This window comes from Streptomyces sp. NPDC057302 (assembly GCF_042667685.1).
Lineage (GTDB): Bacteria > Actinomycetota > Actinomycetes > Streptomycetales > Streptomycetaceae > Streptomyces.
The window spans coordinates 16,851-37,239 of record NZ_JBHUZJ010000069.1 but is presented as its reverse complement, the minus strand read 5'-3'; the positions used below and the strand labels follow the sequence as shown (position 1 = coordinate 37,239).

Below are 20,389 nucleotides of genomic sequence, written 5' to 3'. Positions count from 1 at the left end.
CAGCAGTACGCAGCAGTCTCCAGAGACGAGGAATCAAGCCGTGACCGACGTCCGTAACGTGATCATCATCGGCTCCGGGCCCGCCGGCTACACGGCGGCGCTCTACACCGCGCGAGCGTCGCTGAAGCCCCTGGTGTTCGAGGGCGCCGTCACCGCAGGCGGTGCGCTGATGAACACCACCGAGGTGGAGAACTTCCCCGGCTTCCAGGACGGCGTCATGGGCCCCGACCTCATGGACAACATGCGGGCCCAGGCCGAGCGCTTCGGCGCCGAGCTGGTGCCGGACGATGTGATCTCCGTCGACCTCAGCGGCGAGATCAAGACCGTGACGGACACGGCGGGCACCGTGCACCGCGCGAAGACCGTGATCGTGACCACGGGCTCCCAGCACCGCAAGCTCGGCCTGCCGAACGAGGACGCGCTCTCCGGACGCGGCGTCTCCTGGTGCGCGACCTGCGACGGCTTCTTCTTCAAGGACCAGGACATCGCCGTGATCGGCGGTGGAGACACCGCGATGGAGGAGGCCACCTTCCTCTCCCGCTTCGCCAAGTCCGTGACGATCGTGCACCGCCGCGACAGCCTGCGTGCGTCCAAGGCGATGCAGGAGCGCGCGCTGGCCGACCCGAAGATCAGCTTCATCTGGGACAGCGAGGTCGCCGAGATCAAGGGCGAGCAGAAGCTCTCCGGCCTGACGCTGCGCAACCTGAAGACGGGCGAGACCGCCGAGCTGCCCGTGACGGGCCTCTTCATCGCGATCGGCCACGACCCGCGCACGGAGCTCTTCAAGGGCCAGCTCACGTTGGACGGCGAGGGCTACCTGAAGGTCGACGCGCCGTCGACCCGGACGAACGTGCCCGGCGTCTTCGCCGCCGGTGACGTCGTCGACCACACGTACCGCCAGGCGATCACGGCGGCCGGTACCGGCTGCTCCGCCGCCCTCGACTCCGAGCGGTTCCTCGCTGCCCTCGTGGACAGCGAGACGGCCGCAGCGACCGTCTGACATCCCATCCTCCCCACCGCACCACCAAGTTAAGGAGCCCGCCGTGGCCGGCACTCTGAAGAACGTGACCGACGCCTCCTTCGAGGAAGACGTCCTGAAGAACGACAAGCCCGTCCTGGTGGACTTCTGGGCCGCCTGGTGCGGACCGTGCCGCCAGATCGCCCCGTCCCTCGAGGCGATCGCGGCCGAGCACGGCGACAAGATCGAGATCGTCAAGCTCAACATCGACGAGAACCCGGGCATCGCCGCCAAGTACGGCGTCATGTCCATCCCGACCCTGAACGTGTACCAGGGCGGCGAGGTGGCCAAGACGATCGTCGGCGCCAAGCCGAAGGCCGCTCTGGAGCGTGACCTCGCGGACTTCATCGCCGAGTAACGACGAGCACCACCGCATCGAGCGATGCGTTGTTTCACGTGAAACAACGAATGGGCCGACCCTCCGGGGCCGGCCCATTCGCATGACAGCGATGAGTGCGTGACAGGAAGCGTCAGAGCGGCCGGAGCACGGGCTCCTTCTGCACCGCCCCGAGCAGTCGGTCGAGCGCCAACTCGACGTCCTCCTTCCAGGAGAGCGTCGTACGCAGCTCAAGCCTCAGCCGCGGATACGAGGGATGCGTGCGGACCGTCTTGAAGCCCACCGCCAGCAGATGGTCGGCGGGCAGCACACAGGCGGGCTTCTCCCACCGGGCGTCCCCGAAGGCCTCGATCGCCTTGAACCCGCGACGCAGCAGATCCTTCGCGACCGTCTGGACGATCACGCGCCCGATGCCCTGGCCCTGATAACCCGGCATGATCCAGGCGGTCATCAGCTGCACGGCATCGGGGGACACCGGGCTCGTCGGAAAGGCGGTGGCGCGTGGCACGTACGCCGGCGGGGCGTACAGCACGAAGCCCACCGGAACATCGTCGACGTAGACGACGCGGCCGCAGGATCCCCACTCGAGCAGGACTGCGGAGATCCACGCCTCCTTCTCGAGCTCGGGCGTACCGGCCTTTACCGCGGCCTGGCCGCTGACCGGGTCCAGCTCCCAGAAGACACACGTCCGGCAACGCTGGGGAAGGTCCGGAAGGTTGTCCAGCGTGAGCGGTACGAGCCGACGCCCCATGAAGGCTGTTCCTCACTTCCTTCGCCCGCCGCATCACGGGCGGCAGTCAGAGCGCTCCGTTCCTTCAGCAGGCTGCCGACGAAACCGCCGACGGCTCCCAGCCCAAGGCCCGCAGTCATCAATCCGGTGCGGCTCACCGATCGCATGGCCCTCTCCTCCCCAATGAGGTGCCGTCAGCTGGATGCGCCATACCCAATCGCATCGTATCCACGATGCGATTGCACCGATACCGTAAGAAAGCAAAGAGCGGGCCGTGTTCCGGTACACACCGGACACGGCCCGCTCTCGGCGGACTACCTGATGAGGCTCAGGCCTCTTCGCCCTCGGACGTGTCGTCCTCGGTGGAGTCCTCGGACAGCCCGTTCTTCAGGACCGGACCCTCGCCCGGGGCGAGGGTCGAGAGGATGCGCTCCAGGTCCTCCAGCGAGGCGAAGTCGACGACGATCTTGCCCTTCTTCTGCCCCAGGTCCACCCGCACGCGGGTCTCGAACCGGTCCGACAGACGAGTGGCGAGGCTGGTCAGCGACGGCGACACCCGAGCGCCCGCACGCGGCCCCTTGGCCCGCGGAGCACTCTGCGGCCGCGAACCCATGAGGGTCACGATCTCCTCGACGGCCCGCACCGAGAGCCCTTCGGCCACGATCCGGTGCGCGAGGCGGTCCTGCTCCTCCGAGTCCTCGACGGACAGCAGAGCACGAGCATGGCCCGCGGAGAGCACCCCGGCGGCGACCCTGCGCTGAACCGCCGGCGACAGCTTCAGCAGCCGCAGCGTGTTCGACACCTGCGGGCGGGAACGGCCGATGCGGTCCGCCAGCTGGTCGTGTGTGCAGTTGAAGTCCCTGAGCAGCTGGTCGTAGGCGGCAGCCTCTTCCAGCGGGTTCAGCTGCGCACGGTGCAGGTTCTCCAGGAGCGCGTCCAGGAGGAGCTTCTCGTCGTCCGTGGCACGGACGATCGACGGAATGCGCTCGAGTCCCGCCTCGCGGCAAGCCCGCCAGCGCCGCTCACCCATGATGAGCTCGTAGCGCGAGGGTCCTACCTGCCGTACGACGACCGGCTGGAGAAGCCCGACTTCCTTGATGGAGGTCACGAGCTCGGCGAGGGCGTCCTCGTCGAAGACCTCACGGGGCTGCCGCGGGTTGGGCGTGATGAAGTCGAGAGGCAGCTCGGCGAAATGCGCGCCGACGGGGCTCTCCTCCGCCTCCACCGCTTCGTTCAGCGGCCGCTCCGTTTCAGGTGAAACGGGGCTCTGCGGGAGCGCCGCCACCTTGGCGGCCGCTACACCCCGCTCGGCGGTGAGTACCGGTGCGGCACCGGGCGAGGCCGAAGCACCGCTCATGGCCTGGGCGGTCGACTTCTCCGTCGGGGCCGCAGGGATCAGGGCGCCGAGGCCACGACCCAGCCCTCTCCGTCGCTCGCTCACTGCATCCCCTCCGTCGTGCTGTGCTGATCATTCTGGGCGCCCATGTGGGCGTGCTGTACGTCGTAGCGAATGCCGACGCCGCGTAGTGCGATCTCCCGTGCCGCCTCGAAGTACGAGAGGGCACCGCTCGACCCCGGATCATAGGTGAGCACCGTCTGCCCGTAGCTCGGCGCCTCGGAGATGCGGACCGAGCGGGGAATGCTCGTCCGCAGGACCTCTTCGCCGAAGTGGGTGCGCACCTCGTCCGCCACCTGTGAAGCGAGCCGGGTGCGGCCGTCGTACATGGTGAGCAGGATCGTCGAGACGTGCAGATGAGGGTTGAGGTGCCCTCGCACCAGATCGACGTTGCGCAGGAGCTGGCCGAGGCCTTCCAGTGCGTAGTACTCGCACTGGATGGGGATCAGCACCTCCGCGCCGGCAACCAGGGCGTTGACCGTCAGCAGGCCGAGCGACGGCGGGCAGTCGATGAGGACATAGTCCAGCGGCTGCTCGTACGCCTGGATCGCCCGCTGCAGTCGGCTCTCCCGCGCCACCAGCGACACCAGTTCGATCTCCGCACCGGCGAGATCGATGGTGGCCGGGGCGCAGAAGAGTCCTTCGACATCGGGGACCGGCTGCACGACTTCGGAGAGCGGCCTGCTGTCGATCAGCACGTCATAGATGGACGGCACTTCCGCGTGGTGGTCGATACCCAGAGCGGTGGAGGCGTTGCCCTGCGGGTCAAGGTCGATGACCAGGACGCGCGCGCCGTGCAGAGCGAGTGAAGCGGCGAGGTTGACGGTTGTCGTCGTCTTGCCCACTCCACCCTTCTGGTTGGCAACCACCATGACTCGGGTCTGCTCGGGTCGTGGCAGGCCCTCGCCTGCACGACCCAGGGCTTCCACCGCCAGTTGGGCAGCACGACCGATAGAGGTGTCGTCCATCGGGGGCGGTGTTTCACGTGAAACATCCTCCCCCGCCGACTCGGTACGGGGACCGGGGACCGGATCGGTCATCGGTCCCGCGATGTTGGCGTCGGACCGCAAGGATTCACTCTCCTCGACTTCAGGCTCGCAATGAACAGAGCCTCCCATGCTTTGAGGGTCGTGAACCAGCGAGGCCCGGTCTTCTGTGGACGAATCCACCTCTGTGGACAACTTCGTTCCCTTATCGAGGGAACCGAGTGGCCGCCGATCGCGAGGTTCCGCAGCGCGGCCGCGACTGATGATGCCATGCAGCAGTGAGCGACGTTTCACGTGAAACACGATGCACGGCAGCCGGGGTGCCGCTTGCGCGACACCCCGGTATGCGTACGTTTGGCAGCTTTTGTGGAGTACGGCTCGTCGTCAGGACGGATGAACGACGAGCGTGAGGGCGCTCAGCGGCGACGCCGGGTCCGTCCCGTCCGGGCGGCCTTCGCGCGCTTGGCTGCGAAGCGCACACCGCCGGGGCTCTCCCCCACCTCGACCCGCACGACCGTGGAAAGCGGGTCCACCACTCCCTCGCCGACGTGGAGCACCGAGGTGTTCACCGCGCCGAGCTTGCCCAGTGCGGCCCCTGCGGCCTTGACCTCTTCCTCGGCCGTGTCGCCCTTGAGCAACAGCATCTCCCCGTAGGGACGCAGGAGCGGCACACCCCAGGCCGCGAGGCGGTCCAGTGGCGCAACGGCCCGCGCGGTCACCACGTGGACGGGAGGCAGCTTCCCAAGGACCTCCTCGGCACGCCCCCGCACGACCGTCACGTGGTCGAGCCCGAGCAGCTCGACCACTTCGGTGAGGAAGGTCGTCCGTCGCAGCAGCGGTTCAAGCAGCGTGATCTTCAGATCCGGCCGGACGAGAGCCAGCGGAATACCCGGCAGCCCCGCACCGGAGCCGACGTCGCACACCATCACGTTCTCGGGCACGACCTCGGAGAGGACCGCGCAGTTCAGCAGGTGCCGCTCCCACAGCCGAGGCACTTCGCGAGGACCGATCAGGCCGCGCTGCACTCCCGCATCGGCCAGCAACTCCGCGTACCGGACCGCGTCCGTGAAGCGCTCACCGAATACCGCCCGGGCCTGCTCGGGCGCCGAGGGGAGCTCCGCTGCCTCCGTCACGGGGACCGTCCTTCCGTACCGCACTGGTGTGGCTGACTATCAGGCTGACAAAGACCGGCCCCGCCTGCGAACAGACGGGGCCGGGGAAACAACGTGCGATCAGGCGGGGAGCACGACGACGAAGCGCTGCGGCTCCTCGCCCTCGGACTCGCTGCGCAGACCGGCGGCCTTGACCGCATCATGCACGACCTTGCGCTCGAAGGGCGTCATCGGCTTGAGGTTGACCGGCTCGCCCGAGCTCTTCACCTCGGCCGCGGCCTTGGCACCCAGCTCGGAGAGCTCCTCGCGCTTCTTGGCGCGGTAACCCGCGATGTCCAGCATCAGGCGGCTGCGGTCACCGGTCTCGCGGTGCACCGCGAGGCGCGTCAGCTCCTGGAGCGCCTCCAGGACCTCACCGTCACGGCCGACGAGCTTCTGCAGATCACGGCCGTTCGAGTCGCTGATGATCGAGACGGCGGCGCGGTCGGCCTCGACGTCCATGTCGATGTCGCCGTCGAGATCGGCGATGTCCAGCAGGCCCTCGAGGTAGTCCGCCGCGATCTCACCCTCCTGCTCAAGACGGGTGAGAGTGTCGCCGGCCTCGACCTCGGCCTCAGCCTCGGCGGGGGCGGTGGTGCCTTCCGTCACGGGATGGACTCCTTCTACTTCTTGGACGGGTGCTTGGGGCGCTGCTGGCCCTTGCGCTGCCCGGACTTGGCTTGGCTGCGTGCGTTCCCTGACCCGGTCTTGCCGCCCGCGGCCTTGCCCTTGGGAGCGGCGTCCTCAGGCTCGTCCGGAGTCTTCTCCAGCGACGTCTTCGCATCCGAAGGCGTCTCCGTGTCACTCTCCGCCTTGCTGTGTGCGGCGGCGGACTGGCGCTGCGACTTGCTCTGGCGCTTGGGCTGCTGCCGCTTCGGGGCACCGCCGCCGGCGACCGGAGTGCCGTCCTCGGTCTCCGTGGCGACGGCGGACTCGCTCGGCGCGACCGAGCCGTCGGCCTGGGCGGCCAGCCCTTCCTTGCTCAGACCGTTGATGAACTTGCGCTCGAACTCGTTGCGGTCACGGCCCTTGGCGACGATCGCCTTGATGACGTTCGCGTTGCCACGGCCCCGCACCTTCTTGGTGTGCGCGAGCTGCTTCTGCAGGCGCTCCAGGAACGCGGCCTGGGCCTTGGAGCCCGGAGTCGGGTTCCGGCGGATCACGAACATCTGCTGGCACATGGTCCACAGGTTGGTGGTCAGCCAGTAGACGAGGACACCGACGGGGAAGTTGATGCCGAACACGGCGAACATGATCGGGAACACGTACATCAGCATCTTCTGCTGCTGCATGAACGGCGTCTTGACCGTCGTGTCCACGTTCTTCGTCATCAGCTGGCGCTGCGTGTAGAACTGCGAGAACGACATCAGGACGATCATGATCGCGGTCACGACGCGGACGTCGGTCAGCGAGGCGTGGAGCGCCTGGACCTTTTCCTCGCTGTCCATGAACTTCGCGGCCAGCGGTGCACCGAAGATGTGCGCCTTCTGCGCGCTCTCGAGCAGCGGCTTGTCGATGACGCCGATGGTGTCGTTCGAGGCGATGCCGGAGAGCACGTGGTAGAGCGCGAAGAAGAACGGCGACTGCGCCAGGATGGGAAGGCACGAGGAGAGCGGGTTGGTACCCGACTCCTTGTACAGCTTCATCATCTCTTCGGACTGACGCTGCTTGTCGCTCTTGTAGCGTTCCTGGATCTTCTTCATCTCGGGCTGCAGCGTCTGCATCGCCCGGGTGGCCTTGATCTGCTTCACGAAGAGCGGGATCAGGCAGATACGGATCAGGATCACCAGGGACACGATGGACAAGCCCCAGGCCCAGCCCGTGTCGGGGCCGAAGATCGCCCCGTACAGCGAGTGGAACTGGACGATGACCCAGGAAACGGGTGTCGTGATGAAGCTGAACAGACTGGCAATCGTGTCCACTAATCAGGCTCCTTGAGCATGGGACGGGGTCTCGGCGGCCGGGCTCGGAGTATCCGGGGAGGTCTCCCCGGACGGCACGCCAGCGGCGGAGGGCCCGCCCTTGCGTTCCTGCCACGTGGCACGCAGCATCTCGTGCCACCGCGGGCGCTTGCGCGGCGGGACATGGTCGACACCACCGAGCGACCACGGATTGCACCGCAGGATGCGCCAGGCCGTCAGCGCCGTTCCCTTGATCGCACCGTGCCGGTCGATGGCGAGGTAGCCGTAGCGGGAGCACGACGGGTAGTACTTGCACACCGGACCAAGCAGCGGACTGATCGTCCACTGGTACAGCTTGATCAGAGCCAGCAGTGGGTACTTCATCGAGCGCCCCCTCCCAGCAGCCGCTGAAGAGCGGCGTCCAGGTCTTGGGCCAGCTGTGCATGGGCGGCGTCGCCCGAACCGGGCAACGCTCGTACGACTACCAGGCTACCGGGGGGCAGCTGGGCCACCCGGTCACGCATCAAATGGCGAAGCCTTCGCTTCACCTTGTTGCGCACGACGGCTCCGCCGACGGCCTTGCTCACGACGAAACCCGCACGCGTCTGGGGAACGCTCTCCCCAGGCGCGTGCGGGTCCGTTGCACCGCTACGTAGATGGACGACGAGGAGCGGGCGTCCGGCCCGTCGTCCTCGGCGTACCGCGGTCGCGAAGTCTTCGCGCCGCCTCAGCCGATGCTCGGTAGGCAGCACGACGTCATGACCTAATGCGATTAAGCGGAAAGGCTGGCGCGACCCTTGCCACGACGGTTCGCGAGAATCGCGCGGCCGGCGCGGGTACGCATCCGCAGGCGGAAGCCGTGGGTCTTGGCGCGGCGACGGTTGTTCGGCTGGAAGGTGCGCTTGCTCACTCGGGGGCTCCAGAAATGATTGTGTGGTGGCGGGACATCGCCTGGCTGTCACCGTGCGCCCACGAGAAGCTCGCGAATACGCACCGAGTGCACCGCTTCACAATCACAGATCGTGATCTTTGCCCATCGGAGGCAGGCGGCAGCAGCCATCGACAACTCGACCTGGTCACGGTACGCGGGGCTACGCCATCCGGTCAAACCGACCGTCAGGGGGAGACACTGTGCACAGCCTGTGGACAACAACTTGAACCGCAGCCGTTGCCCTGACTACCGTGGCCAAACTCCGATTCATTCCCTTCTCCCTGCCCATCCCGATTTCCGTCCCAAGAACCACACCTTCGTGGGACCCCGTGAGAGAGCGTGCCTTGTGGCTGACGTACCTGCCGATCTTGCCGCAGTGTGGCCACGCGTTCTGGAGCAGCTGCTGGGTGAGGGGCGGGGGCACGGGGTCGACGCGAAGGACGAGCGCTGGATCAAGCGCTGCCAGCCGCTGGCTCTGGTCGCCGACACCGCACTGCTCGCCGTACCGAACGAGTTCGCCAAGGGCGTGCTCGAAGGCCGCCTCGCACCCATCGTCAGCGAGTCGCTGAGCCGCGAGTGCGGCCGCCCGATCCGTATCGCCATCACGGTGGACGACTCGGTGGGCGAGCCGATGGGCCCGCCGGCGCCGCCGCTCCAGCAGCAGCCCGGCCAGCAACAGCAGCAGCGCTATGAAGAGCCCGAGCAGCACCCCGGCCCCGGTCAGGGACATGAGTCGTACGACGGTTACGGCCGCCGCACCCCGGACGAGCACTCCTCGGGCCGCGGGCCCGACCAGCTGCCGACCGCCCGCCCGGCCTACCCCGACTACCAGCGCCCCGGCCCCGGCGCCTGGCCGCAGCAGCAGCCCCAGCAGCAGGACGACTACGGCTGGCAGCAGCCGCGGCTCGGCTTCCCCGAGCGGGACCCGTACGCGAGCCCTCAGCAGCCCCAGCACGACTACCGCTCGCAGCCGCCGCAGAGCCGCTCCCCGTACGAACAGCACCGCCAGGAGCGGCAGGACCAGCAGGACCGCCACGACCGGCGTGAGCGGCACGAGCAGCCCCCCGGCTCAGGAGGCCACGATCCCCGGGGCGGTATCCACGGCAATGGACATGGCAACGGCCACGGGAACGGACACGGCGTCCACGGCAGCGGCGCCCCCGGCCCGCTGGCCGCGCAGCCGGCCCCCGCTTCGGCCCCGGGCGAGCCCACCGCGCGCCTCAACCCGAAGTACCTCTTCGACACCTTCGTGATCGGCGCGTCGAACCGGTTCGCGCACGCCGCGGCCGTAGCCGTCGCCGAGGCGCCCGCCAAGGCGTACAACCCCCTCTTCATCTACGGAGAGTCGGGGCTCGGCAAGACGCACCTTCTGCACGCGATCGGGCACTACGCCCGCAGCCTCTATCCCGGCACGCGCGTGCGCTACGTGAGCTCCGAGGAGTTCACGAACGAGTTCATCAACTCCATCCGCGACGGCAAGGGCGACACCTTCCGCAAGCGGTACCGCGAGATGGACATCCTGCTCGTCGACGACATCCAGTTCCTGGCGAGCAAGGAGTCGACGCAGGAGGAGTTCTTCCACACCTTCAACACGCTCCACAACGCGAACAAGCAGATCGTGCTCTCCAGCGACCGGCCGCCCAAGCAGCTGGTGACGCTGGAGGACCGGCTGCGCAACCGCTTCGAGTGGGGACTGATCACGGACGTCCAGCCGCCGGAGCTGGAGACGCGTATCGCCATCCTTCGTAAGAAGGCGGTGCAGGAGCAGCTCAACGCCCCGCCCGAGGTCCTGGAGTTCATCGCGTCCCGCATCTCACGCAACATCCGTGAGCTCGAGGGCGCGCTGATCCGGGTCACGGCCTTCGCCTCGCTCAATCGGCAGCCGGTGGACCTGGGTCTGACGGAGATCGTCCTCAAGGACCTGATCCCGGGCGGCGAGGACGCCTCCCCGGAGATCACGGCTCCGGCCATCATGGCCGCGACGGCGGACTACTTCGGGCTGACGGTGGACGACCTCTGCGGGTCATCCCGCAGCCGTGTCCTGGTGACGGCCCGCCAGATCGCGATGTACCTCTGCCGCGAGCTGACGGACCTCTCCCTGCCCAAGATCGGCGCGCAGTTCGGCGGCCGCGACCACACGACGGTCATGCACGCCGACCGCAAGATCCGCGCACTGATGGCGGAGCGGCGCTCGATCTACAACCAGGTCACCGAGCTCACCAACCGCATCAAGAACGGCTGACAAGGCGTCGAGCGGTTCGCTGAGAGCCACGCAGACGTAGCGCCGAAACGTCGTTCAAGGGCGCCCCGGGACAACTTCCGGGGCGCCCTTTGCCGTTGTGCACGCGCGCGTGGACCCCGTCCGGCCCCCTCCAGTGTTCGATTTCCGCAGCTGAGAGGCCTGTTCTCCACAGATCTGTGCACTTTTTTCCTTCCACACCCTGGGGACCGGGAAGTTGTCCAGATGATGTCCACAGGGGACCCTGCTGAGGGATCATCAAGCCTGGTCAGGTGGTTGTGGATTCGTGGACAGAAACTTTCCACAGGCTGTGGATGAAAATCTCGTCCACAGGGTGTGCGTGAACTTGTCCACCGGCAACCCACAGGCTCGAGCCTGTTGTCCCCAGCTTTCTCCAGCTTCTCCACACGGCTGTCCACTGTTCGGCAACGCAACGCGCCCCGTCACCGTGCCGAGTGAAAGGCGTCACACCAAGGAGGTCGGTTGGCCTGTGGGGAAGGTGGGTAAAGCTGGGGACAGCGCTGGGGAGAAGTACCCCTTGCCTGTGCACCGGGTGTGCAGAACTTTCGCCCGTCCACAGAAACCACCGGTTGTCCACCGCCTCCGCCCACAGGCGCAGTGGATAAAAAACTGGCACTGACCTGCGAAAACAGGGTTATCCACGGTTTCCACAGGCCCTACTACTACTGCCTACTAGAGTCACCGGGAAATTGGCTTCGAAGAGGGGCCTGTGCACAACTCGCGCCTCGGGACTCCGACACCTCTCGTCACGACTTGACCCCGACGGGCACCCGCTGTCAGTGCGGTGCGTCAGACTGGACCCCTTGCCAGCAACAGCAGGAGGGCGGCTCAGTGAAGATCCGGGTGGAACGCGACGTACTCGCGGAGGCGGTGGCGTGGGCGGCGCGCAGTCTCCCGGCCCGGCCACCGGCGCCTGTCCTTGCGGGCCTGCTGCTGAAGGCCGAGGAGGGCGCCCTGAGCCTCTCCAGCTTCGACTACGAGGTCTCGGCGCGTGTCTCCGTCGACGCGGAGATCGACGAAGAGGGCACGGTCCTCGTTTCCGGTCGCCTGCTCGCCGACATCTGCCGGGCCCTGCCCAACCGTCCGGTGGAGATCTCCACGGACGGTGTGCGGGCCACGGTGGTCTGCGGCTCCTCACGATTCACACTCCACACACTTCCTGTGGAGGAGTACCCCGCGCTGCCGCAGATGCCCACCGCGACCGGCACGGTCCCCGGTGAGGTCTTCGCGTCGGCCGCCGCCCAGGTGGCCATCGCCGCGGGCCGCGACGACACGCTGCCCGTCCTGACCGGCGTACGCATCGAGATCGAGGGCGACACGGTCACGCTGGCCTCCACCGACCGCTACCGCTTCGCGGTCCGCGAGTTCCTGTGGAAGCCGGAGGACCCCGAGGCCTCCGCGGTCGCCCTGGTGCCCGCCAAGACGCTCCTGGACACCGCCAAGGCGCTCACGAGCGGCGACACGGTCACCCTGGCGCTGTCGGGCTCCGGTGCCGGTGAGGGCCTGATCGGCTTCGAGGGCGCAGGACGGCGTACGACCACGCGTCTCCTTGAGGGCGACCTGCCGAAGTACAAGACGCTCTTCCCCACGGAGTTCAACTCGATCGCGGTCATCGAGACCGCCCCGTTCGTCGAGGCCGTGAAGCGCGTGGCCCTGGTGGCCGAGCGGAACACTCCGGTCCGGCTCAGCTTCGAGCAGGGCGTGCTGATCCTGGAGGCCGGATCCAGCGACGACGCACAGGCTGTGGAGAGGGTCGACGCCCAGCTCGACGGCGACGACGTCTCGATCGCCTTCAACCCGACGTTCCTGCTCGACGGCCTCAGCGCGATCGACTCCCCGGTCGCCCAGCTGTCGTTCACGACGTCGACGAAGCCCGCGCTCCTGAGCGGCAGGCCGGCCCTGGACGCGGAGTCCGACGAGGCCTACAAGTACCTGATCATGCCGGTACGTCTGAGCGGCTGAGCCCACAGGTGTGAGCGGGCGTCCGGGCGTAGGCTCGGACGCGGGTACGAAGGTGCCTCCACGCCACATCGCTACTTAAGGAACCACTGATGGAGCTCGGTCTCGTCGGCCTCGGCAAGATGGGCGGCAACATGCGCGAGCGCATCCGCCGCGCAGGCCACACCGTCATCGGATACGACCGCAACCAGGACGTCGCGGACGTCCACAGCCTTGAAGAGCTTGTGGGCAAGCTCAAGGGGCCGCGTGTCGTATGGGTGATGGTTCCGGCCGGAGCCGCGACCCAGTCCACCGTCGACGAGCTCGCCGAGCTGCTCCAGCCCGGTGACGTCGTCGTGGACGGCGGCAACTCCCGCTGGACGGACGACGAGAAGCACGCCGAGGAGCTCGCGGCCAAGGGCATCGGCTTCGTCGACTGCGGTGTCTCGGGCGGCGTCTGGGGCCTGAAGAACGGCTACGCGCTCATGTACGGCGGCGATTCCGAGAACATCGCGAAGGTCCAGCCGATCTTCGACGCCCTCAAGCCCGAGGGCGACTTCGGTTCCGTGCACGCCGGCAAGGTCGGCGCGGGCCACTTCTCCAAGATGGTTCACAACGGCATCGAGTACGCCATGATGCAGGCCTACGCCGAGGGCTGGGAGCTCCTGGAGAAGGTCGACTCCGTCACCGACGTGCGCGAGGTCTTCCGCTCCTGGCAGGAGGGCACGGTCATCCGTTCCTGGCTGCTCGACCTCGCGGTCAACGCCCTGGACGACGACGAGCACCTGGCCAAGCTGCGCGGCTTCGCCGCCGACTCCGGAGAGGGCCGCTGGACGGTGGAAGCCGCCATCGACAACTCCGTGCCGCTGCCCGCGATCACGGCCTCGCTCTTCGCCCGCTTCGCCTCGCGGCAGGACGACTCCCCGCAGATGAAGATGATCGCGGCGCTGCGCAACCAGTTCGGCGGCCACGCCGTCGAGTCCAAGAGCGAGAACTGATCCACAGCCTGTGCGGGAAACCGTGCAGGTCTTTCAGCAAGTGAAGTAGGCCGGGGGAGGTCGGCGCACACCATGCACGTCACGCATCTGTCGCTGGCCGACTTCCGTTCGTACGCCCGGGTCGAGGTCCCTCTCGATCCGGGCGTCACCGCGTTCGTGGGCCCGAACGGCCAGGGCAAGACGAACCTCGTGGAGGCCGTCGGCTATCTCGCCACGCTCGGCAGCCACCGGGTCTCCTCGGACGCGCCGCTGGTGCGCATGGGCGCCGAGCGTGCCGTCATCAGGGCCGCGGTCCGGCAGGGCGAGCGCCAGCAGCTGATCGAACTCGAACTGAATCCGGGCAAGGCGAACCGCGCCCGTATCAACAGGTCCTCGCAGGTCAGGCCCCGTGACGTACTCGGAATCGTCCGCACGGTGCTTTTCGCGCCCGAGGATCTTGCGCTGATCAAGGGGGACCCCGGTGAGCGCCGGCGCTTCCTCGACGAGCTGATCACGGCGCGCTCGCCGCGCATGGCGGGCGTCCGGTCCGACTACGACCGCGTACTGAAGCAGCGCAACACCCTCCTGAAGTCCGCGGCCCTGGCGCGGCGCCACGGCGGGCGTTCCATGGACCTGTCGACGCTCGATGTCTGGGACCAGCACCTCGCGACCGTCGGCGCCGAACTGCTCGCACAGCGGCTCGACCTGATCACCGCGCTGCAACCGCTGGCGGACAAGGCGTACGAGCAGCTGGCACCCGGCGGCGGACCCGTCGCGCTCGAGTACAAGCCGTCGGCGCCGGGCGAGGGCCACACGCGCGAGGTGCTGTACGAGCAGCTGATCGCCGCCCTCGAAGAGGCCCGCAAGCAGGAGATCGAGCGGGGCGTGACGCTGGTCGGGCCGCACCGCGACGACCTGCTCCTGAAGCTGGGCCAGCTCCCCGCGAAGGGGTACGCGAGCCATGGCGAGTCCTGGTCGTACGCCCTGGCGCTGCGCCTGGCCTCGTACGACCTCCTGCGCGCCGAGGGGAACGAACCGGTGCTCGTCCTGGACGACGTGTTCGCGGAGCTCGACGCGCGCCGCCGGGAGCGCCTCGCGGAGCTGGTGGCGCCGGGCGAGCAGGTCTTGGTCACGGCGGCCGTGGACGACGACGTGCCGGGCGTTCTCGCCGGGACGCGGTTCGCGGTGGCGGACGGCGCGGTGGACCGCGTATGAGCGCCGAAGAGCCCGCCAAGGACGCCCCCCAGGGCCCTGCCAAGGACACGCCGAAGACGCCCGAGCCCTCCGGCATCGACCTCGCCCGGGTCGCCCTGCGCGCGGCCAAGGAGCAGGCACGCGCGCGTGGCGACGCGGCCCAGCAGAAGAAGCAGGCCCGCAGGGGCGGTCTTCGCTCCGGCGCGCGCGCCGACGGGCGTGACCCGCAGCCGCTCGGCTCCGCCATCAACCGCCTGATCACCGAGCGCGGCTGGGAGACGCCGGCCGCGGTCGGCGGGGTGATGGGCCGCTGGCCGCAGATCGTCGGCGACGACCTGGCCAACCACTGCGTCCCGCAGAAGTACGACGAGGGCGAGCGGATCCTGACCGTGCAGTGCGACTCCACGGCGTGGGCGACGCAGCTGCGTCTCATGGCCCCCCAGCTGGTCGCGCGCCTCAATGAGGACCTGGGTCACGGCACCGTGCGCCTCATCAAAGTCCTCGGCCCCGGCGGCCCTCCGCGCCGCTTCGGACCCTTGCGCGCCCCGGGCAGCACGGGCCCCGGCGACACCTACGGCTGAGGCCGTACCGGGTGGTAGCTCGCGGTTGACACCCCGAAGCGCTGAGTGCCGCTGTGAGCCTCCTAGGGCCCCGGGCCGTATATGGGGAGTCGGGCGAGGCCGGTTCAGGACGGCACATGCGGACTCAGGTACCGGCAAACCCCCATCACTGTCGGCGCTACCGGTAGACTGGGAGCTAATCCCGCCCCACTTGTGGGACGCATAGAACAACGCTGACTATCGCTGAACGACGCAGCCGCTCCGGCCACCGCCGGGTGCTTGGCTTGTGCTGTGCCAGAAAGGGCGCTTCGTGGCCGATTCCGGCAACCCCAACGAGAACATCCCGTCTACCGTCGCTGGCGAGAACGGCGAGGTCACAGCCTTGTACGACGCCAGCGCGATCACCGTCCTCGAGGGTCTGGACGCGGTCCGCAAGCGACCTGGCATGTACATCGGGTCGACCGGTGAGCGTGGCCTGCACCACCTCGTGCAAGAGGTCGTCGACAACTCCGTCGACGAGGCCCTCGCCGGGCACGCGGACACCATCGACGTCACGATCCTCCCCGACGGCGGCGTACGCGTCGTCGACAACGGCCGAGGCATCCCGGTGGGCATCCACCCCGTCGAGAAGAAGCCGGCCGTCGAGGTCGTGCTCACCGTGCTGCACGCGGGCGGCAAGTTCGGCGGCGGCGGCTACGCGGTCTCCGGTGGTCTGCACGGCGTCGGTGTCTCCGTCGTGAACGCACTGTCGACGAAGCTCGCCGTCGACATCAAGACCGACGGCTACCGCTGGACCCAGGACTACAAGCTGGGTGTGCCGACGGCCCCGCTCGCCAAGCACGAGGCGACCAAGGACACCGGCACCACGGTCACCTTCTGGGCGGACCCGGACGTCTTCGAGACGACCGAGTACTCCTTCGAGACGCTGGCACGGCGCTTCCAGGAGATGGCGTTCCTCAACAAGGGTTTGACCATCAAACTCACTGATGAGCGCGACTCGGCGAAGGCGACGGCGGGTGCGGACTCGGTCGAGGCGAAGGATGACGCCGTCGACGAGGCCCGCACGGTGACGTACTACTACGAAGGCGGCATCGTCGACTTCGTGAAGTACCTCAACTCCCGCAAGGGAGAGATGATCCACCCGACCGTCATCGACGTCGAGGCCGAGGACAAGGAGCGCATGCTCTCGGCCGAGATCGCCATGCAGTGGAACTCGCAGTACACCGAAGGTGTCTACTCCTTCGCGAACACGATCCACACGCATGAGGGCGGTACGCACGAGGAGGGCTTCAGGGCCGCGCTGACGGGCCTGGTCAACCGGTACGCGCGCGAGAAGAAGCTGCTGCGCGAGAAGGACGACAACCTCACGGGTGAGGACATCCGCGAGGGCCTGACGGCCATCATCTCGGTGAAGCTGGGCGAGCCGCAGTTCGAGGGCCAGACCAAGACCAAGCTGGGCAACACGGAGGCGAAGACCTTCGTGCAGAAGGTCGTGCACGAGCACCTCACGGACTGGTTCGACCGCAATCCGAACGAGGCCGCGGACATCATCCGCAAGGGCATCCAGGCCGCCACGGCCCGTGTCGCCGCCCGCAAGGCGCGCGACCTGACCCGCCGCAAGGGTCTGCTCGAATCGGCCTCCCTGCCCGGCAAGCTGAGCGACTGCCAGTCGAACGACCCGACGAAGTGCGAGATCTTCATCGTCGAGGGTGACTCCGCCGGTGGTTCGGCGAAGTCCGGCCGTAACCCGATGTACCAGGCGATCCTGCCCATCCGAGGCAAGATCCTGAACGTCGAGAAGGCGCGGATCGACAAGATCCTGCAGAACCAGGAAGTCCAGGCCCTGATCTCGGCCTTCGGCACGGGCGTGCACGAGGACTTCGACATCGAGAAGCTCCGCTATCACAAGATCATCTTGATGGCGGACGCCGACGTCGACGGCCAGCACATCAACACCCTGCTCCTGACGTTCCTGTTCCGCTTCATGCGGCCGCTCGTCGAGTCCGGACACGTGTACCTCTCGCGCCCGCCGCTCTACAAGATCAAGTGGAGCCGGGACGACTTCCAGTACGCGTACTCGGACCGCGAGCGCGACGCGCTGGTCGAGCTCGGCCGCCAGGCCGGCAAGCGCTTCCGGGACGACTCGGTCCAGCGCTTCAAGGGCCTCGGTGAGATGAACGCCGAAGAGCTGCGCATCACGACGATGGACCAGGACCACCGCGTGCTCGGACAGGTCACCCTGGACGACGCGGCGCAGGCCGACGACCTCTTCTCGGTGCTGATGGGAGAGGACGTGGAGGCACGGCGCTCGTTCATTCAGCGCAATGCCAAGGACGTTCGTTTCCTCGACATCTGAGTCGGCCGTACGAGCCGCACCTCGAAAGGACTTTGACCAGCAATGGCCGACGAGAACACCCCTGTGATGCCCGAAGAGGAGCCCGTCGTTCCCGGCGTGGGCATGCGTGTCGAGCCCGTCGGGCTCGAGACGGAGATGCAGCGCTCGTACCTCGACTACGCGATGTCCGTCATCGTGTCGCGTGCGCTGCCCGACGTACGGGACGGCCTGAAGCCCGTCCACCGCCGCGTCCTGTACGCGATGTACGACGGCGGATACCGCCCCGAGAAGGGCTTCTACAAGTGCGCCCGCGTCGTCGGCGACGTCATGGGCACCTACCACCCGCACGGCGACTCCTCCATCTACGACGCCCTGGTCCGCCTGGCCCAGCCGTGGTCGATGCGGATGCCCCTGGTGGACTCCAACGGCAACTTCGGCTCCCCGGGCAACGACCCGGCCGCCGCCATGCGGTACACCGAGTGCAAGATGGCGCCGCTGGCCATGGAGATGGTCCGTGACATCGACGAGGAGACCGTCGACTTCACGGACAACTACGACGGCCGCAACAAGGAACCCACGGTCCTGCCGGCGCGCTTCCCGAACCTGCTGATCAACGGCTCGGCGGGCATCGCGGTCGGCATGGCCACCAACATCCCGCCGCACAACCTCCGCGAGGTCGCGGAGGGCGCGCAGTGGGCGCTCGAACACCCCGACGCCTCGCACGAGGAGCTGCTCGACGCGCTCATCGAGCGCATCAAGGGCCCCGATTTCCCCACCGGCGCACTAGTAGTGGGCCGCAAGGGCATCGAAGAGGCGTACCGCACCGGCCGTGGCTCCATCACGATGCGCGCGGTCATCGCGGTCGAGGAGATCCAGAACCGCCAGTGCCTGGTGGTCACCGAGCTCCCCTACCAGACCAACCCCGACAACCTCGCGCAGAAGATCGCCGACCTGGTCAAGGACGGCAAGGTCGGCGGCATCGCCGACGTCCGCGACGAGACGTCCTCCCGCACGGGCCAGCGCCTCGTCGTCGTCCTGAAGCGGGACGCGGTCGCCAAGGTCGTACTGAACAACCTCTACAAGCACACCGACCTCCAGTCGAACTTCAGCGCCAACATGCTGGCCCTGGTCGACGGCGTGCCGCGCACCCTCTCCCTGGACGCCTTCATCCGCCACTGGGTGACGCACCAGGTCGAGGTCATCGTCCGGCGTACGAAGTACCGCCTGCGCAAGGCCGAGGAGCGGGCCCACATCCTGCGCGGCCTGCTGAAGGCCCTGGACGCGATCGACGAGGTCATCGCGCTCATCCGGGCCAGCCAGACGGTCGACGTCGCGCGTGAGGGCCTGATGGGCCTTCTCTCGATCGACGAGATCCAGGCCAACGCCATCCTCGAGATGCAGCTGCGCCGCCTGGCCGCCCTGGAGCGCCAGAAGATCGTCGCCGAGCACGACGAGCTCCAGGCGAAGATCAACGAGTACAACGCGATCCTGGCCTCGCCCGAGCGGCAGCGCCAGATCATCAGCGAGGAGCTCGCGGCGATCGTCGACAAGTTCGGCGAGGACCGTCGCTCGGCGCTCGTGCCGTTCGACGGCGACATGTCCATGGAGGACCTGATCGCCGAGGACGACATCGTCGTCACGATCACGCGCGGCGGCTACGTCAAGCGTACGAAGACGGTCGACTACCGCTCCCAGAAGCGCGGCGGCAAGGGCGTCCGCGGCACGAAGCTGAAGGAAGACGACATCGTCGACCACTTCTTCGTGTCGACGACCCACCACTGGCTGCTGTTCTTCACCAACAAGGGCCGCGTCTACCGCGCGAAGGCGTACGAACTCCCCGACGCCGGACGCGACGCCCGCGGCCAGCACGTGGCGAACCTGCTCGCCTTCCAGCCGGACGAGAAGATCGCCGAGATCCTCGCGATCCGTGACTACGAAGCGGTGCCCTACCTGGTGCTCGCCACCAAGGGCGGCCTGGTGAAGAAGACGCCGCTCAAGGACTACGACTCGCCTCGGGCCGGTGGCGTCATCGCCATCAACCTCCGCGAGACGGACGACGGTTCGGACGACGAACTGATCGGCGCCGAGCTCGTGTCGTCCGAGGACGATCTGCTGCTGATCAGCAAGAAGGCGCAGTCGATCAGGTTCACCGCAACGGACGATGCGCTGCGTCCCATGGGCCGCGCGACCTCGGGCGTCAAGGGAATGAGTTTCCGCGGCGGCGACGAGCTCCTCTCGATGAATGTCGTCAGGCCGGGTACTTTCGTCTTCACCGCAACCGACGGTGGGTACGCCAAGCGCACCAACGTCGACGAGTACCGCGTCCAGGGTCGTGGTGGCCTCGGCATCAAGGCCGCCAAGATCGTGGAGGACCGCGGCGAACTCGTGGGCGCGCTGGTGACGGAGGAGACGGACGAGATCCTCGCCATCACCCTGGGCGGCGGTGTGATTCGTACGCGAGTCAACGAGGTCAGGGAGACGGGCCGTGACACCATGGGCGTCCAACTGATCAACCTGGGCAAGCGCGATGCCGTGGTCGGTATCGCTCGTAACGCCGAGGCCGGTCGCGAGGCGGAGGAAGTCGACGGCGACATCGTCGTCGACGAATCGGCCGACGCCGAGCCGGTCGTCGGTACGGACGAGGGCACGGAGTCCACGGCCGAGTAGCGCGAGGA

The 20,389-nt window shown here is 67.7% G+C and carries 18 protein-coding genes; 9 read left to right on the top strand and 9 right to left on the bottom strand.

Features of this window, described 5'->3' with window-relative positions:
* The first annotated feature begins 40 nt into the window (after window positions 1–40).
* Window positions 41–1,000 carry a thioredoxin-disulfide reductase gene (gene trxB, locus ACFUPX_RS33855; protein WP_383331570.1) on the top strand — a complete coding sequence of 320 codons (960 nt, stop codon included), beginning with the start codon at window positions 41–43 and terminating at the stop codon, window positions 998–1,000.
* Between the two features lie 43 nt (window positions 1,001–1,043).
* Window positions 1,044–1,376: a thioredoxin gene (gene trxA, locus ACFUPX_RS33850; protein ID WP_135332065.1), complete on the top strand. Its 333-nt coding sequence runs from the start codon at window positions 1,044–1,046 to the stop codon at window positions 1,374–1,376.
* A 112-nt stretch (window positions 1,377–1,488) separates the two neighbouring features.
* Here the strand turns inward: trxA and ACFUPX_RS33845 are convergent, their stop codons facing one another.
* The 9 genes from ACFUPX_RS33845 to rpmH form a co-directional block, all read right to left on the bottom strand.
* Window positions 1,489–2,106, bottom strand: a complete 618-nt coding sequence (locus tag ACFUPX_RS33845) for a GNAT family N-acetyltransferase (protein ID WP_383331566.1) — start codon at window positions 2,104–2,106, stop codon at window positions 1,489–1,491.
* A 307-nt stretch (window positions 2,107–2,413) separates the two neighbouring features.
* Window positions 2,414–3,526: a ParB/RepB/Spo0J family partition protein gene (locus ACFUPX_RS33840; RefSeq protein ID WP_383331564.1), complete on the bottom strand. Its 1,113-nt coding sequence runs from the start codon at window positions 3,524–3,526 to the stop codon at window positions 2,414–2,416.
* On the bottom strand, window positions 3,523–4,599 hold the full coding sequence (locus ACFUPX_RS33835; RefSeq protein ID WP_383331603.1) for a ParA family protein: 1,077 nt from the start codon (window positions 4,597–4,599) through the stop codon (window positions 3,523–3,525). The genes ACFUPX_RS33840 and ACFUPX_RS33835 overlap by 4 nt, the downstream gene beginning before the upstream one ends.
* Window positions 4,600–4,883: 284 nt before the next feature.
* On the bottom strand, window positions 4,884–5,600 hold the full coding sequence (gene rsmG / locus ACFUPX_RS33830) for a 16S rRNA (guanine(527)-N(7))-methyltransferase RsmG (protein WP_383331561.1): 717 nt from the start codon (window positions 5,598–5,600) through the stop codon (window positions 4,884–4,886).
* A 99-nt stretch (window positions 5,601–5,699) separates the two neighbouring features.
* Complete coding sequence (locus ACFUPX_RS33825) at window positions 5,700–6,227, bottom strand: protein jag (RefSeq protein WP_383331558.1); 528 nt, start codon at window positions 6,225–6,227, stop codon at window positions 5,700–5,702.
* A 14-nt stretch (window positions 6,228–6,241) separates the two neighbouring features.
* On the bottom strand, window positions 6,242–7,540 hold the full coding sequence (gene yidC, locus ACFUPX_RS33820; protein ID WP_383331555.1) for a membrane protein insertase YidC: 1,299 nt from the start codon (window positions 7,538–7,540) through the stop codon (window positions 6,242–6,244).
* Window positions 7,541–7,543: 3 nt separating this feature from the next.
* Window positions 7,544–7,903, bottom strand: a complete 360-nt coding sequence (yidD, locus tag ACFUPX_RS33815; RefSeq protein ID WP_344518424.1) for a membrane protein insertion efficiency factor YidD — start codon at window positions 7,901–7,903, stop codon at window positions 7,544–7,546.
* Window positions 7,900–8,271, bottom strand: a complete 372-nt coding sequence (gene rnpA / locus ACFUPX_RS33810) for a ribonuclease P protein component (RefSeq protein ID WP_383331552.1) — start codon at window positions 8,269–8,271, stop codon at window positions 7,900–7,902. The genes yidD and rnpA overlap by 4 nt, the downstream gene beginning before the upstream one ends.
* Before the next feature lie 20 nt (window positions 8,272–8,291).
* Window positions 8,292–8,429, bottom strand: a complete 138-nt coding sequence (rpmH, locus tag ACFUPX_RS33805) for a 50S ribosomal protein L34 (RefSeq protein ID WP_006381191.1) — start codon at window positions 8,427–8,429, stop codon at window positions 8,292–8,294.
* Window positions 8,430–8,796: 367 nt separating this feature from the next.
* On the opposite strand from rpmH, the gene dnaA reads away from it, so the two are divergent.
* The 7 genes from dnaA to gyrA all read left to right on the top strand — a co-directional run bounded on the left by dnaA (window position 8,797) and on the right by gyrA (window position 20,381).
* Complete coding sequence (gene dnaA, locus ACFUPX_RS33800) at window positions 8,797–10,692, top strand: chromosomal replication initiator protein DnaA (protein ID WP_383331549.1); 1,896 nt, start codon at window positions 8,797–8,799, stop codon at window positions 10,690–10,692.
* Between the two features lie 849 nt (window positions 10,693–11,541).
* Window positions 11,542–12,672 carry a DNA polymerase III subunit beta gene (gene dnaN, locus ACFUPX_RS33795; protein WP_383331546.1) on the top strand — a complete coding sequence of 377 codons (1,131 nt, stop codon included), beginning with the start codon at window positions 11,542–11,544 and terminating at the stop codon, window positions 12,670–12,672.
* An 89-nt stretch (window positions 12,673–12,761) separates the two neighbouring features.
* Window positions 12,762–13,646 carry a phosphogluconate dehydrogenase (NAD(+)-dependent, decarboxylating) gene (gnd, locus tag ACFUPX_RS33790; protein ID WP_383331543.1) on the top strand — a complete coding sequence of 295 codons (885 nt, stop codon included), beginning with the start codon at window positions 12,762–12,764 and terminating at the stop codon, window positions 13,644–13,646.
* 72 nt (window positions 13,647–13,718) lie between these two features.
* Window positions 13,719–14,840, top strand: a complete 1,122-nt coding sequence (recF, locus tag ACFUPX_RS33785; RefSeq protein WP_383331540.1) for a DNA replication/repair protein RecF — start codon at window positions 13,719–13,721, stop codon at window positions 14,838–14,840.
* Window positions 14,837–15,400 carry a DUF721 domain-containing protein gene (locus ACFUPX_RS33780; RefSeq protein ID WP_383331537.1) on the top strand — a complete coding sequence of 188 codons (564 nt, stop codon included), beginning with the start codon at window positions 14,837–14,839 and terminating at the stop codon, window positions 15,398–15,400. Before recF ends, ACFUPX_RS33780 begins: the two co-directional genes overlap by 4 nt.
* A gap of 265 nt (window positions 15,401–15,665) precedes the next feature.
* On the top strand, window positions 15,666–17,735 hold the full coding sequence (gene gyrB, locus ACFUPX_RS33775; protein ID WP_383331534.1) for a DNA topoisomerase (ATP-hydrolyzing) subunit B: 2,070 nt from the start codon (window positions 15,666–15,668) through the stop codon (window positions 17,733–17,735).
* Between the two features lie 42 nt (window positions 17,736–17,777).
* The gene (gene gyrA, locus ACFUPX_RS33770; protein WP_383331531.1) at window positions 17,778–20,381 is read left to right on the top strand and encodes a DNA gyrase subunit A; all 2,604 of its coding nucleotides are present in this window, start codon (window positions 17,778–17,780) and stop codon (window positions 20,379–20,381) included.
* The last annotated feature ends 8 nt before the right edge of the window (window positions 20,382–20,389 follow it).